13 protein-coding genes are annotated in these 13,618 nt (G+C 62.3%); 1 reads left to right on the top strand and 12 read right to left on the bottom strand.

Annotated elements, in window-relative coordinates; all coding sequences use genetic code 11:
* Positions 1–105: 105 nt before the first annotated feature.
* The 12 genes from O9X62_RS04650 to gatC all read right to left on the bottom strand — a co-directional run bounded on the left by O9X62_RS04650 (position 106) and on the right by gatC (position 12,245).
* Positions 106–525, bottom strand: coding sequence for a hypothetical protein (locus O9X62_RS04650; RefSeq protein WP_269531597.1), 420 nt, complete (start codon positions 523–525; stop codon positions 106–108).
* A 26-nt stretch (positions 526–551) separates the two neighbouring features.
* Positions 552–1,829, bottom strand: coding sequence for a phosphoribosylamine--glycine ligase (purD, locus tag O9X62_RS04645; protein ID WP_269531596.1), 1,278 nt, complete (start codon positions 1,827–1,829; stop codon positions 552–554).
* 98 nt (positions 1,830–1,927) lie between these two features.
* Positions 1,928–2,416: a GNAT family N-acetyltransferase gene (locus tag O9X62_RS04640; RefSeq protein ID WP_269531595.1), complete on the bottom strand. Its 489-nt coding sequence runs from the start codon at positions 2,414–2,416 to the stop codon at positions 1,928–1,930.
* 69 nt (positions 2,417–2,485) lie between these two features.
* The gene (purH, locus tag O9X62_RS04635; protein WP_269531594.1) at positions 2,486–4,048 is read right to left on the bottom strand and encodes a bifunctional phosphoribosylaminoimidazolecarboxamide formyltransferase/IMP cyclohydrolase; all 1,563 of its coding nucleotides are present in this window, start codon (positions 4,046–4,048) and stop codon (positions 2,486–2,488) included.
* An 80-nt stretch (positions 4,049–4,128) separates the two neighbouring features.
* The gene (locus tag O9X62_RS04630) at positions 4,129–4,365 is read right to left on the bottom strand and encodes a helix-turn-helix domain-containing protein (RefSeq protein ID WP_269531593.1); all 237 of its coding nucleotides are present in this window, start codon (positions 4,363–4,365) and stop codon (positions 4,129–4,131) included.
* 25 nt (positions 4,366–4,390) lie between these two features.
* A complete protein-coding gene (gene dusB, locus O9X62_RS04625) occupies positions 4,391–5,407 on the bottom strand; it encodes a tRNA dihydrouridine synthase DusB (RefSeq protein ID WP_269531592.1) in 1,017 nt (338 codons plus the stop codon).
* A 657-nt stretch (positions 5,408–6,064) separates the two neighbouring features.
* Positions 6,065–7,381 carry an MFS transporter gene (locus tag O9X62_RS04620; RefSeq protein ID WP_269531591.1) on the bottom strand — a complete coding sequence of 439 codons (1,317 nt, stop codon included), beginning with the start codon at positions 7,379–7,381 and terminating at the stop codon, positions 6,065–6,067.
* A gap of 125 nt (positions 7,382–7,506) precedes the next feature.
* Positions 7,507–8,349: a polysaccharide deacetylase family protein gene (locus tag O9X62_RS04615; protein ID WP_269531590.1), complete on the bottom strand. Its 843-nt coding sequence runs from the start codon at positions 8,347–8,349 to the stop codon at positions 7,507–7,509.
* Positions 8,350–8,472: 123 nt separating this feature from the next.
* Positions 8,473–9,900, bottom strand: coding sequence for an Asp-tRNA(Asn)/Glu-tRNA(Gln) amidotransferase subunit GatB (gene gatB / locus O9X62_RS04610; RefSeq protein WP_269531589.1), 1,428 nt, complete (start codon positions 9,898–9,900; stop codon positions 8,473–8,475).
* A 19-nt stretch (positions 9,901–9,919) separates the two neighbouring features.
* A complete protein-coding gene (gatA, locus tag O9X62_RS04605) occupies positions 9,920–11,368 on the bottom strand; it encodes an Asp-tRNA(Asn)/Glu-tRNA(Gln) amidotransferase subunit GatA (protein ID WP_269531588.1) in 1,449 nt (482 codons plus the stop codon).
* Positions 11,365–11,961, bottom strand: coding sequence for a D-sedoheptulose 7-phosphate isomerase (gene lpcA, locus O9X62_RS04600; RefSeq protein WP_269531587.1), 597 nt, complete (start codon positions 11,959–11,961; stop codon positions 11,365–11,367). The genes gatA and lpcA overlap by 4 nt, the downstream gene beginning before the upstream one ends.
* Positions 11,958–12,245 (bottom strand): Asp-tRNA(Asn)/Glu-tRNA(Gln) amidotransferase subunit GatC, encoded by a 288-nt coding sequence (gene gatC, locus O9X62_RS04595; protein ID WP_269531586.1) that lies wholly within the window; start codon positions 12,243–12,245, stop codon positions 11,958–11,960. The genes lpcA and gatC overlap by 4 nt, the downstream gene beginning before the upstream one ends.
* 233 nt (positions 12,246–12,478) lie before the next feature.
* Between gatC and O9X62_RS04590 the strand changes: the two genes are divergently transcribed.
* Positions 12,479–13,522, top strand: a complete 1,044-nt coding sequence (locus O9X62_RS04590; protein WP_269531585.1) for a rod shape-determining protein — start codon at positions 12,479–12,481, stop codon at positions 13,520–13,522.
* The last annotated feature ends 96 nt before the right edge of the window (positions 13,523–13,618 follow it).

Genomic DNA, 13,618 nt, shown 5'->3' with positions numbered 1-13,618 from the left:
TGAATTCTACCCCAGCCCACCCCTTAGGGCCAGAAAGGCTTATGCGACAAGGACTTGGCGGGCCTTGCTGCGAGCATGACCCGCAAGCGGCCTAAGCCGGCGCGGCTAGAAGCGCAGGGGCAGGCTGAACTTGCGCGAGCCCAGCGGCTGGCCATCAAGAAAGGCCTCCACATAAACGGGCGGATCCACATGCTTGCCCAGCTCTTCCACCAAGCGCTCAGGCAGTTGCACCACGGCCGATTGCTTGTCGCTGACGTAGATGCCATCAAAATCCCGGCTCTGGATCCCCAGTGAGCGCAGCAAGGGCGCATCGCTGGCCGAGAAGCGCAGGGTGAAGCAGGAGTCATCGTGCGGCGGGGTCTGCTCGCGCGTGGTTTTACCCAGCTCGATCCACACCGGCCAGTGACCCGCCGTGCGGCGGAACTGGCGGCTGCCGGTCAGGGCAGATTTTTCTGCCTCGGCCGAGGCGGATTTGATCCCGAACAGGCCGGTAAAGGCATTGAGCAAATTGGAGAACCAGCTCATCGGGATCGTCCTGGTCAGTTGATGGGTTACGCCTTGCGGCTCAAGGCGCGGAAGCCGATATCGCGGCGATACTGCATGCCATCGAACCGGATGCCCTCAATCACATCATAGGCCCGTTTCTGCGCGACTTTCACACTATCGCCCAGGCCGGTGACGCAGAGCACGCGCCCGCCGCTGGTCACGATATCCGCACCCTGCCGGGCGGTGCCGGCATGGAATACCAGCGCATCGTCGGCATGCTGTGCCGGCAGGCCATGGATCACATCGCCCTTGCGCGGGGCATCGGGGTAGCCGGCGGCGGCGAGTACCACACCCAGGGCAACGCGGCGGTCCCACTCGGCCTCGGTCTGATCGAGCGTGCCATTCACTGCGTGTTCGACCAAGCCCACCATATCGGACTTGAGCCGCGCCATGATCGGTTGGGTTTCCGGATCGCCCATGCGGCAGTTGAACTCGACGACATTGACGCTGCCGTCGTCGTCCACCATCAGGCCCGCATACAGGAAACCGGTGTACGGGATGCCGTCCTTGGCCATGCCGGCCACCGTGGGCAGGATCACCTCGCGCATGGCACGGGCATGCACTTCGGGTGTCACGACTGGGGCTGGCGAATACGCGCCCATCCCTCCGGTGTTGGGGCCGGCATCGTTATCCAGCAGGCGTTTGTGATCCTGGCTTGAGGCGAACGGCAACACATTCTTGCCATCAACCATCACGATGAAGCTGGCTTCCTCGCCCTTGAGGAAATCCTCGATCACCACGCGCGCGCCGGCATCGCCCATCTTGTTATCGACCAGCATCAAATCGATAGCCGCGTGGGCCTCGTCGAGCGACATGGCCACGATCACGCCCTTGCCGGCAGCGAGGCCATCGGCCTTGATGACGATGGGTGCACCGCGCTGGGCCACATAGGCATGGGCTTGCGCTGCATCGGCAAAGGTCTGGTACTGGGCGGTGGGGATGCCGTGGCGAGCCATGAAGGCCTTGGCGAAATCCTTGGAGCTTTCGAGCTGGGCAGCGGCCTTGGTCGGCCCGAAAATCTTCAGACCCTCGGCGCGGAAAGCATCCACGACACCTGCAGCCAGCGGGGCTTCGGGGCCCACAACCGTGAGGGCCACGTTCTCGCTTTTGGCAAAAGCCACCAGATCGGCAATTGCCGTAACGGGCACATTGGTCAGACCGGCCTCGCGTTCGGTGCCGGGGTTGCCCGGCGCGACGAAGACCTTGCCGACGCGCTTGGATTGCGCAATTTTCCAGGCCAGCGCGTGTTCGCGGCCGCCAGAGCCGATGACAAGAATGTTCATGGTTTACCTCGGTAAGGGGTGAGGACTGAGCAGCAGGCGCGCTGCATCTCAGTCCTGACACCTCACTGCGTCGGGTTTCACATGAAACCCCACTAACGTCAGCCTTGCGCCGCCAGTGTCTGCAATTCGGTACCGGTCAGCCGGCAGATACGCCAATCCGGCATCACGGTTGCGCCCAGGCTTTGATAGAAGCGGATGGCGTTCTCGTTCCAGTCCAGCACGCTCCAGTCAAAGCGGGCGCACTGCCGTTCGGTCGCGAGTTTGGCCAGCGCCGCCAGCAAGGCCTTGCCATAGCCCTTGCCGCGCCCGACGGGTTTGACATACAGGTCTTCCAGATACAGGCCGCGTTTGCCCAGAAAAGTCGAGAAATTATAGAAGTACAGCGCGAAGGCCACGGGCTGATCGTTTTCCAGCCCCATCAGGCATTCCACGCCGCCCTGCGCGCCAAACAGGTGGTCCAGCAGATCCTGCTCCGTGGCGACCACCAAGTGCGACAACTGCTCGAAATCCGCCAACTCACGGATCATGCCGAGTATGGCGCTGACATCGGTCGCGACGGCGGGGCGAATCTGGAAGTGCTGGTTCATCGGCAGTTTCGGTATGGGCTGATCGACGCCGGGCATGGCTTGGCGACCATGCCCGGCAGAAGCTACTGCTTAGTGGCGGAAGTGGCGCACGCCGGTGACCACCATGGCAATGCCATGCTCGTCAGCCGCGGCGATCACTTCTTCATCGCGCATCGAACCGCCCGGCTGGACGATGGCGCTGACGCCGTTTTCGGCGATCACGTCCACGCCGTCGCGGAACGGGAAGAAGGCATCGGACGCGCAGACCGAACCCTTGAGATCGAGCCCTGCACCCTTGGCCTTGATGGCGGCGATCTTGGTCGAATCCACACGGCTCATCTGGCCGGCGCCTACGCCCAGCGTCTGGCCGCCACCGCAGAACACGATGGCGTTGGATTTGACGAACTGGGCCACGCGCCAGGCGAACAGCAGGTCCTTGAGCTGCTCGGCCGTCGGGGCCTTCTTGGTGACGACCTTGAAATCTTCCACGCTGATGCGGTGCACATCGGGCGTCTGCACCAGAATGCCACCACCGACGCGCTTCAGGTCAAAGCGGTTGGCACCGTTTTCCAGCGGTACTTCCAGCACGCGCACGTTCTTCTTGGCAGCGATGATGACTTTGGCCTCATCGGTAAACGCCGGGGCGATCAGCACTTCGAGGAACTGGCCGGTCACGGCCTCGACGGTCGCGGCGTCAACCACGCGGTTGAAGGCGATGATGCCGCCGAAAGCGCTGGTGGTATCAGTCGCAAACGCCAGCTTGTAAGCCGTGAGCGTATCGGCCGCGATGGCCACGCCACACGGGTTGGCGTGCTTGACGATCACGCAGGCCGGCTCGTCAAAAGCCTTCACGGCTTCCCAGGCGGCGTCCGAATCGGCGATGTTGTTGTAGCTCAGTTCCTTGCCCTGCAGCTGGCGGTAGTTGGCCAGCGAGCCGGCGGCCGGGTCCAGATCGCGGTAGAAGGCGGCGCTCTGGTGCGGGTTTTCGCCGTAGCGCATGTCCTGCACTTTTTCGAACGACACGTTCAGGCGCTGCGGGTAGGTCTGCTGCTCGCCGCTCTCGGTCAGCGAAGTCAGGTAGTTGCTGATCGCGCCATCGTAGGCAGCGGTATGGCTGAAGGCCTTCTTGGCCAGCTTGCGGCGTGTGTTGATGCCGAGGGCGCCATCGTTGGCCTTCATCTCGCTGATCAGTGGGGCGTAATCGGTGGCATCGGTGACGATGGCGACAAAGGCGTGGTTCTTGGCGGCGGAGCGCACCATGGCCGGGCCGCCGATATCGATGTTCTCGATGGCATCGTCAAAGGTGCAATCGGGATTGGCAATGGTCGCTTCAAACGGGTACAGATTCACGCAGACCAGATCGATGCCGCCAATGCCATGCTCGGCCATCTTGCTGACATGGCTGGCCAGATCGCGACGGCCCAGGATGCCGCCGTGGATCTTCGGGTGCAGGGTTTTGACGCGGCCGTCGAGCATTTCCGGGAAGCCGGTGTAATCGGCCACTTCGGTGACCTTGATACCGGCCTCGGCCAGCAACTTGGCGGTGCCGCCGGTCGAAAGGATGTCCACGCCGAATTCGCTGAGGGCACGGGCGAAGTCGAGAACGCCGGTTTTGTCGGAAACGCTGATCAGCGCACGCTTGATGTTGACCATGATGGGTACCGAAGTAAGAAGGGATGAAATCGTTCTGTCGGCACAACCCGCATGCTCACGGGCGTGCCGGAGGTATGGGGTCAGAGCAGGTCGTGTTCCTGCATCTTCTTGCGCAAGGTATTGCGGTTGATGCCCAGCAACTCTGCGGCGCGGGTCTGGTTGCCCTGGGCCTTGCCGAGGACCACCTCAAGCATGGGCTTTTCGACCTTGGCCAAGACCATGTCGTAGATGGCCTGGGGCGCTTCGCCGTCGAGGTCGCGGAAATACTGTTCCAGCGCGTCGCGTACGGCGAAACAGATCTGATCATGCTGAGCCATGGTGTCTTTCTCTCCCCTGGGGCTGCTAAGCGGCCGCTAAGGCCGTCTCGTCTTGGTAAGTCAGTCGTTCGTGTTGCCGGGCCAGCTCGGTGAAATACGCATCCACCGCCGCCAGTTGTTCGGTCGTGGTTTCCAGTACATACATGCGCTGGCGGAAGGCATTGGCGCCGTGCAGGCCGTTGGTGTACCAGGCGATATGTTTGCGGGCGATGCGGCAGCCCGAGTACTCGCCATGGAAATCGTAATGGTCTTGCAGATGCTCGATCAGGATCGCGTGGATTTCACTCACGCGTGGCGCGGCCAGCAGCGTGCCGGTATCGAGGTAATGATTGATCTCGCGGAAGATCCACGGTCGGCCCTGCGCAGCGCGGCCGATCATGATCGCGTCGGCACCGGTCTCGTGCAGTACCTGCTGTGCCTTTTGCGGCGTGGTGATATCGCCGTTGGCGATCACCGGGATTTTCAGCATGCGCTTTACTTCGGCGATCAGGCCGTAGCGTGCAGCACCGTTGTACATGTCTTCACGCGTGCGGCCATGCAGGGCCAGTGCCGCGATCCCGGCATCCTCGGCCAGTTTGGCGACACGCAGGATGTTCTCTTCGCCGTTCTTGAAGCCCAGGCGCGTCTTGAGCGTGACCGGTACATCGACCGCGCCGACCACCGCATCGAGGATGCGTTTGACGCGGTCTTCGTCCTGCAACAAGGCAGAGCCGGCCAGCACATTGCAGACCTTCTTGGCCGGGCAACCCATATTGATATCGATGATCTGCGCACCCGCCGCCACATTATGGCGCGCAGCCTCGGCCATCTGTGCCGGGTCTGAACCCGCGATCTGTACCGCCACCGGCGCCAGCTCGCCATCGAAATTGGCGCGCCGGCGGGTCTTGGCGCTGCCATAGAGCATGGCATTGCTGGTGATCATCTCACTCACGGCATGACCCGCGCCCAGCCGCTTGCACAGCATGCGGAACGGGCGATCAGTGACGCCGGCCATGGGCGCGACGATCAGGCGGTTGCGGAGTGGGTAGGGGCCGATATGCATCGAGTTTTGAAAACTCTTGTTAATAGTGGCTGCCAACTCGCGATAGCGAGTCAATCTCTGCTGTCCTATGGGTACCCGGCAGGCAAAGCCTGCCACCCATCAGGCCCCTCGCGGCGGCGAGGGCGGGGGGTGTGGATTCAATCAGCGAGGGACCGCCGTGTATCACTGCTGGTTAGCACCCGGCTCTGCCGGGTGTTGCATTGCACGTGATGCGCTAGATAACGCGTATTCGTGACCAGTAATGCAAAACCGCTGGGAGACGAAAGGCGTAAACGACTTTGGCTTCCAGCGGTAACAGGCGCGCATTCTACCGGCAGGCGGCCAGAATGCGTAGCGATTTCGCTTAATTTTTGAGCAGGTTTCGATAGCAAGAAGGCAATCGTTGCCGGCAACGGTGGCGAGTTGTCGCGATTGGTTGCTTATTCCTTTGTCATGCGTTGACGGGTGCCGCCAGACGGCGTGATCCGGTTGGGTGCGCTGTTCATCGCGGATGCAGCCGGCTACGCGTCGGGTGCATTAAGGCCTGTGGCCGCAATGCACCGCTGCTTGTTACCCCGGCTTTGGTGCCTTGCGCATTTGCTGAATGCACCCTACGGGCTGTGGATAAACAAAACGCCGCTCCGTGAGCGGCGTTTGTCGGAACGATGGATTGGGCTATCAGCCCGGTGCAGCTTGCGGATCGGCTGCGCTTGCCGGGCTATCGCTGGGCTCGGGCTGCTTGTCCGGAATCTTCACGATCAGCGCGAGCACCAGCACCGGAATCGCCGATACCACGCACCAGATGAAGAAGTCGTGATAACCGAGCCATTTCTGGATCGTGCCGCTCATCATCTGGAACAGCACGAAACCCAGCTGCATGATGCCCGTGCCCAGCGCGTAGTGGGCCGTCGGGTATTTACCGGGCGCGACAACCTGCATGATGTACAGGATCAGCCCGGTAAAGCCGAAGCCGTAGCCCAGCATTTCGATACTGAGCACGGTGGTGATCAGGTAGATATCGGTGGGCTGGTAGGCGTTCAGGTACCAGAAGGTCAGGTTGGGCAGGTTCATCGCCACGATCAGCGGGAACATGGCTTTCTTGAGCCCGCGCCACGCGGCAAAGTAACCGCCGAGGATGCTGCCGCCTATGAAAGCCAGTGTGGCGAAGGTGCCGTAGGCAATGCCCATCTGCTCGGTCGTCAGGCCCAGGCCGCCCAGTTCGGTCTTGTCGAGCAGGAACAGCCGGCCCACGGTCTGCACCTGGCCTTCGCCCGCGCGGAACAGGATGATGAAGGCCACGGCCAGCCAGATACCGGGTTTCTGGAAGAAGGTGACGATCACGTCCTTGAGTGTCTCGGCCACATTGGCGACCGAACCGGCCGCCACCGGCGCGGCGTTGGTGGTACGCGGCATGGCCCACAGATGGTAAACACCCAGCGCGATCAGCAATGCACCGGTGCCGCCGAGCACGGTGGACCAGGCCTGCGCCACGCCGATGCTGGCTTCCAGCTTGCCGGCCACCACCACCACACCGCCCTGCACGAACAGCTTGCCGCCGTTCCAGAACGCACCGAGCCAGCCCGAGTACAGCGCCTGCTGCTGACTGCTGAGGTTGCTGATATACGAGCCATCGGCCGCGATATCGTGCGTGGCCGAGGCGAATGCCACCAAGGTGAGCAGTGCCACGCTGAAGGTAAAGAAGCCCGGCAGGTGAAGCGTGAGTGCCGTGGCGATCATGCACAGGCCGCCGAGCAGCTGGAACAGCACCACCATGGCCTTCTTGCTGCCCACCATTTCCAGGAACGGGCTCCACAGCGGCTTGAACACCCATGCCGAGCCCAGCAGGCCGGTCCAGAAGGTGATTTCCTCGTTGGAGATGCCCAGTTGCTTGTACATGATGCTGGCCATGATCATGACCACGGCAAACGGCAGCCCTTGGGCAAAGTACAGCGAGGGCACCCAGACAAGCGGGTGGCGCGAGGTGGCAGTGGTCACGGCAGTCTCTTCCTGTTTTCTGCCCGGCTGGCGCGGCTTAAATGCCACTATAAGTCCAGAAAGGCGAAATATCTGCAATTGGTATTGCCGATGCTAGGGGAGTGGCCAGTGGACTGCAAGTGCTTTCATCGGGATGTCTTGGCCGGATGCGCCGCTACAACAGGCTTTGCCGTCGTTAAAGACTGCTGCCGAACATGGCGCATGATATTGACGAAGGTATCAGTCCAATAAATGGTCTTATGTTCGGCCAGATAGCGCACCAGTCCTTCGTGGGCTTCCCGGCTCACGCTCAGGTAGTCGCCACCTACGCCGTGAAAGGTCAGGCTCGCCATCGTGCCTTTGCGGGCAGCTTCGCGCACGATGGCGATCATCTCCGCCGCGCTAAGCCCCTCGGGTCCCATCGAACCAACCCTGTAGCGGTTGAGCGTGGTCATGGACGGCGTTACACCGCCGATGGCGGTCTTCATGCCGACAAACTCGGGCTCGATGAGCGGCAGGTAGTCCTCGCCGCCGGCTTTGTCTTCGGCGCAGGGGGCTGTGAAGGTGCGCTCGGTCTGGCCGTCAATCGCCGTCAGCATCGTGTTACCCACGCGGATTTCATCACGCAGTTGCGCGGCGCTGATGCGATCCAGATCATGGTGCGGCTGCACCCAGTTGCGGTTCGGTTGGCTGCGCGCGCACTGGTGGAACAGGGTGTGGTTGCCCAGCTCATGGCCGCGTGCGGCGGCGGCGCGCCAGTCGGTCATGCGTTCGCGCACCGTGGGGCTCGATAGCGTCAGGTAGAACGTGGCTTTTATACCGTAGCGATCCAGCGTGGGGATGGCGTGATCGAGCTGGGTGTTGGTTGCGTCGTCGTAACTGAGGCTGACGGCGGCCTTGGCACCGTTGGGCCAGGCAAAGGCGGGTGCCGTATCGGCCTGCGCCGTGGTGGCAACGAGCAAGGCAGACAGGAAACCGTAAATCGGCATGCGCATCGCAACTCCTCCCGCTGGGAATGTGCGTTGCATCTTAGCGGCGTAGTCGAAGCGGGCCGGACAACAATGCAAAACGCCGGGGCTAGCCCGGCGTTTGCGCGTTGCAGATCGCGGTGATCAGCCCAGCTTGCGCTTGAGGATCTCGTTGATCGTGGCCGGGTCGGCCTTGCCCTTGGCGGCCTTCATGCACTGGCCGACCAGCGCGTTGAAAGCCTTCTCCTTGCCGGCCTTGAACTCGGCCACCATGGGCGCGTTGGCGGCGAGAATCTCGTCGACCATCGCTTCAATTGCGCCGGTATCGGTGGTTTGCTTCAGGCCCAGCTCGTCGATCAACGCATCGGCACGCTTGTCCGATTCCCACATGGCCTTGAGCACGTCCTTGGCCGATTTGTTGTTGATGGTCTTGTCCATCACGCGAACGATCAGCTCGGCAAGGCGCTGGGGCTCGACCGGGCAATCGGCGATGTCTTTCTCCTCGCGGTTCAGCGCGGCGGAAATGTCGCCCATGATCCAGTTGCTGGCGAGCTTGGCATCGGCGCCAGCCGCGACCGTGGCTTCGTAATAGGCCGCCGTGGCCTTGCTGGCGGTGAGCGTGGCTGCGTCGTAAGTGGGAATGCCATACTGCGATTCAAAGCGCGCCTGCATGGCTTCGGGCAGCTCGGGCAGGCTGGCCTTCACGCGCTCGATCCAGTCTTCACCAATCACCAGCGGTGGCAGGTCCGGATCGGGGAAGTAGCGGTAATCGTGCGCATCTTCCTTGCTGCGCATCATGCGGGTTTCGCCCGTATCGGGGTCGAACAGCACGGTGGCCTGCTGGATGGTGTGGCCGTCTTCAATCTGCTCGATCTGCCACTGGGTCTCGTACTTGATCGCCTGCTCCATGAACTTGAAGCTGTTCAGGTTCTTGATCTCGCGGCGCGTGCCGAACTCCTTCTGGCCCTTGGGGCGCACCGACACGTTCACGTCACAGCGGAACGAGCCTTCCTGCATATTGCCGTCGCAAATGCCGATCCAGGTCACCAGGCTGTGCAGCGCCTTGGCATAGGCCACGGCCTCGGCCGCGGAGCGCATTTCGGGTTCGGACACGATTTCCAGCAAGGGCGTACCGGCGCGGTTCAGATCGATACCGCTCATGCCGTGGAAGTCTTCATGTACCGACTTGCCGGCATCTTCTTCCAGATGCGCCCGCGTCAGGTTGATACGCTTCTCTTCATTGCCCACGCGGATGGTGACCGCGCCGCCTTCCACCACCGGCAGCTCGAACTGGCTGATCTGGTAGCCCTTGGGCAGATCGGGGTAGAAGTAGTTTTTACGCGCGAACACCGATTTGCGGTTGATCTTGGCGCCGATGGCCAGGCCAAACTGGATGGCCTTCTCGACGGCAGCCTTGTTCATCACCGGCAGCACGCCGGGCAGGGCGATATCCACCGTGGAGGTGTGCGTATTGGGTTCCGCCCCGAAGGCCGTGCTGGCGTTGGAGAAGATTTTCGATTGGGTCGAGAGCTGGGTGTGGATTTCCAGCCCGATGACGACTTCCCAAGTCATGTGTGTGTCCTTATCCGGGTTACAGCGACGGCGCGCGGGTGTGCCAGTCGGTGGCGAGCTGGAACTGATGCGCCGCATTCAGCAAGCGCGCTTCGGCAAAGTAATTGCCGATCAGTTGCAGACCCACCGGACGGCCATTGGCACCGAAGCCAACCGGGTGCGACAGCGCCGGCAGGCCGGCGAGGTTTACGCCCAGCGTATAGATATCGGCCAGATAGTTGGCGACCGGGTCGTTGGCCTTTTCGCCGATATTCCAGGCCACTGTCGGGGCGACCGGGGAGGCGATGATGTCGCAGCCGGCGAAGCCCTTCTGGAAGTCCTCGGCCAGCAGGCGACGTACCTTCTGGGCCTTGAGGTAGTAGGCGTCGTAGTAGCCGTGGCTCAGCACATAGGCGCCGGTGAGAATGCGGCGTTTGACCTCGGCACCGAAGCCTTCGGCGCGGCTCTTCTCGTACATATCGTTGAGATCGGTGTATTCGGCGGCTCGGTGGCCGTAGCGCACGCCGTCGAAGCGGCTCAGGTTGCTGCTGGCTTCGGCCGGGGCGATCACGTAGTAGGCGGGGATGGCCAGCTCGGTACGCGGCAGGCTGATTTCCACGACTTCGGCGCCGAGCTTCTTGTACTCGCTCATGGCCGCTTCAATGGCGGCAGCGACGTCACTGGCGAGGCCCGCGCCGAAGTATTCCTTAGGCAGGCCGATGCGCAGGCCGGCCAGCGGCTTGGCCAGATCGCGCGTGTAGTCTTCCTTGGCTTGCTCAAGACTCGTCGAATCGCGTTCGTCGTAGCCGGCCATCACGTTCAGCAGCAGCGCGCAGTCTTCTGCGGTCTGGGTAATCGGGCCGCCTTGGTCCAGGCTCGATGCATAGGCCACCATGCCATAGCGGCTGACGATGCCATAGGTGGGCTTGAGGCCGGTGACGCCGCAGAAGCCGGCCGGCTGGCGGATCGAGCCGCCGGTATCGGTGGCCGTGGCGGCAGGGGCCAGTCGTGCGGCGACCGCAGCAGCCGAACCGCCGGAGCTGCCGCCGGGTACGGCGCTCGGGTCCCACGGGTTCTTCACCGCGCCGAAGGCCGAGTTCTCGTTGCTCGAACCCATAGCGAATTCGTCGAGGTTGGTGCGGCCCAGCGTCACCAGCCCGGCCGCGTTGCAGCGCTCGATCACGCCGGCATCGTAAGGCGAGACGAAGTTTTCCAGCATTTTCGAGCCGCAGGTCGTCTTCCAGCCTTCGGCACAGAAGATGTCCTTGTGGGCGATCGGCACGCCGGTCAGCAGGCCGGCATTGCCCGCAGCCCGCGCGGCATCGGCAGCGCGGGCCATGGCCAGCGTCTTGTCGGCATCAACTGTGATGAAGGCGTTCAGCGCGCTGTTGGCGGCGGCAATCTTGCCCAGGTAGTCGGTGGCCAGTTCAACGGCGGAAGTCTTGCCGCCGGCGAGCAGTTCGGCAGCGTGTTTGAGCGTATGCGTCATGACTGTACTTCTGTATATCCGAGACCACGTTCGACGAGGTCGATCAGGATGTGGATGACCTTGATATGGATTTCCTGGATGCGGTCGGCGTAACCGAAGTGCGGCACGGTAATGGCCGCATCGCCCAGCCCTTTGAGCTGGCCGCCATCCTTGCCCAGTAGCAGGATGACCTGCATGCCCTTGGCACGCGCGGCTTCCACGCCACGCAGGATGTTTTTGGAATTACCGCTGGTGGAGATGCCGAGGAATACATCGCCCGCCTGCCCTACGCCTTCGATAAAGCGCGAGAACACGAACTCGAAGCCGTAATCGTTGCCCACGCAGCTCAGGTGCGAAGGGTCGGACACCGCAATCGCACCCAGTGCGGGGCGGTTGTCGCGGTAACGGCCGGTCAGCTCTTCGGCAAAGTGCATGGCGTCGCAGTGCGAGCCGCCGTTGCCGGCCGAGATCACCTTGTGGCCAGCGCGGAAGGCGGCAAGCAGCACTTCGCTGGCCTGCTCGACCGCGGCAATGAAGCCTTCATCCGCCAGCACGCGCTCAAGCAGTGACTGCGATTCGGCCAGCGTAGCGCGGATATGCGCGGCAGCGCTCATTCGATCACCTTGGGGACCAGATACAGGCCGTTTTCGGCAGCGGGTGCCACGGCCAGGAAGGCGTCGCGGCGATTCGGTGCGCGAGCTTCGTCTTCGCGCAGGCGCAGGGCCACATCGCGGGCGTGGCTCATCGGTTCGACACCCTCGGTATCAATCGATTGCAGTTGTTCGATCAGGCCGAAAATGCCGTTCAGTTGCCGGCCGGTTTCGACGACTTCGGCGTCGGTGACGCGCAGTCGGGCCAGGCGGGCAATACGGCGTACATCGGAGTCGGTCAGGGACATCGCCGAAACCTTTCAATTGTTTAGATTTGCAAGCTCATTAGGGTAACATACCGGGTTTATCGCGCCCAAGACTCGGGGAAACGCGCGCCTGCTCCGGCAGCGACGCAAGGCGTTGACTCCCAAGGACAAAACCAACAAGGCCGGTGAATAAAAGGGACATCCAGTGCAGTGGCTGCCTCGCGGCCATTGCTCCCGGCGCCTCGCGCCGCACGACCACAGATACGGAAGCGCATATGTTCGGAAGCTTGAGCGGTTACTTTTCCAATGACCTGGCCATTGACCTTGGCACGGCCAACACCCTGATCTTTGTTTCCGGCAAGGGCATCGTCCTCGATGAACCCTCGGTTGTCGCCATCCAGCAGGAAGGCGGCCCCAGCGCCAAGAAAACCATCCTCGCCGTCGGCGCCGAGGCCAAGAAGATGCTGGGCCGCACGCCCGGCAGCATCACCGCCATCCGCCCCATGAAGGACGGTGTGATCGCCGACTTCACGATTACCGAACAGATGCTCAAGCAGTTCATCAAAAAGGTGAACCCGAGCCGTTTGTTTGCCGCCAGCCCGCGCATCGTGATTTGCGTGCCCTGCGGTTCGACCCAGGTGGAACGCCGCGCGATCAAGGAATCGGCCCTCGGTGCCGGTGCCCGCAAGGTTGAGCTGATTGAAGAGCCGATGGCTGCTGCGATCGGTGCCGGCCTGCCGGTGGAAGAAGCCACGGGCTCGATGGTGGTCGATATCGGTGGCGGTACCACCGAAGTGGGCGTGATCTCGCTGGGCGGCATTGTGTATGCCAACAGCGTGCGTGTGGGTGGCGACAAGTTTGACGAAGCCATCATCAATTACATCCGCCGCAACTACGGCATGCTGATCGGTGAAACCACCGCGGAGTCGATCAAGAAGGCCATTGGTTCGGCCTTCCCCGGTGCCGAAGTGCGCGAGATGGAAGTCAAGGGCCGTAACCTGGCCGAAGGCATTCCGCGCTCGTTCACGATTTCCAGCAACGAAATCCTCGAAGCGCTGACCGAGCCGCTGAACCAGATTGTTTCGGCTGTGAAACAGGCGCTGGAACAGACCCCGCCGGAACTGGGTGCCGACATTGCCGAAAAGGGCATGGTACTGACCGGTGGCGGCGCGCTCCTGCGCGATCTGGACCGTCTGCTGATGGAAGAAACCGGCCTGCCCGTCATCGTCGCCGACGATCCGCTGACCTGCGTGGTACGCGGCTCGGGCAAGGCGCTCGAGAAGATGGACAAGATCGGCACGATCTTCACCAACGATTGACCGGCCGTTTTTTGCGCGATGCTGAGCATCAGCTATGGGCCGGCAAAGCCGGCCTCTTTCTCGGTGGGTGTTAGTTCGGGCCGGTCCCTGCTTTCA

Origin of the sequence: Chitinimonas sp. BJYL2 (assembly GCF_027257935.1) — a bacterium.
In the GTDB taxonomy this organism is placed as follows: Bacteria; Pseudomonadota; Gammaproteobacteria; order Burkholderiales; family Chitinimonadaceae; genus Chitinimonas.
This window is presented reverse-complemented; position numbering and strand designations above follow the sequence as displayed.

Bases quoted from the DNA above. Each gene is read 5' to 3' on its own strand.
- O9X62_RS04630 (WP_269531593.1), bottom strand. From the start codon at position 4,365: ATGGCTCAGCATGATCAGATCTGTTTCGCCGTACGCGACGCGCTGGAA.
- dusB (WP_269531592.1), bottom strand. From the start codon at position 5,407: ATGCATATCGGCCCCTACCCACTCCGCAACCGCCTGATCGTCGCGCCC.
- purH (WP_269531594.1), bottom strand. From the start codon at position 4,048: ATGGTCAACATCAAGCGTGCGCTGATCAGCGTTTCCGACAAAACCGGC.
- gatC (WP_269531586.1), bottom strand. From the start codon at position 12,245: ATGTCCCTGACCGACTCCGATGTACGCCGTATTGCCCGCCTGGCCCGA.
- O9X62_RS04650 (WP_269531597.1), bottom strand. From the start codon at position 525: ATGAGCTGGTTCTCCAATTTGCTCAATGCCTTTACCGGCCTGTTCGGG.
- gatB (WP_269531589.1), bottom strand. From the start codon at position 9,900: ATGACTTGGGAAGTCGTCATCGGGCTGGAAATCCACACCCAGCTCTCG.
- O9X62_RS04640 (WP_269531595.1), bottom strand. From the start codon at position 2,416: ATGAACCAGCACTTCCAGATTCGCCCCGCCGTCGCGACCGATGTCAGC.
- O9X62_RS04615 (WP_269531590.1), bottom strand. From the start codon at position 8,349: ATGCCGATTTACGGTTTCCTGTCTGCCTTGCTCGTTGCCACCACGGCG.
- lpcA (WP_269531587.1), bottom strand. From the start codon at position 11,961: ATGAGCGCTGCCGCGCATATCCGCGCTACGCTGGCCGAATCGCAGTCA.
- O9X62_RS04590 (WP_269531585.1), top strand. From the start codon at position 12,479: ATGTTCGGAAGCTTGAGCGGTTACTTTTCCAATGACCTGGCCATTGAC.
- purD (WP_269531596.1), bottom strand. From the start codon at position 1,829: ATGAACATTCTTGTCATCGGCTCTGGCGGCCGCGAACACGCGCTGGCC.
- gatA (WP_269531588.1), bottom strand. From the start codon at position 11,368: ATGACGCATACGCTCAAACACGCTGCCGAACTGCTCGCCGGCGGCAAG.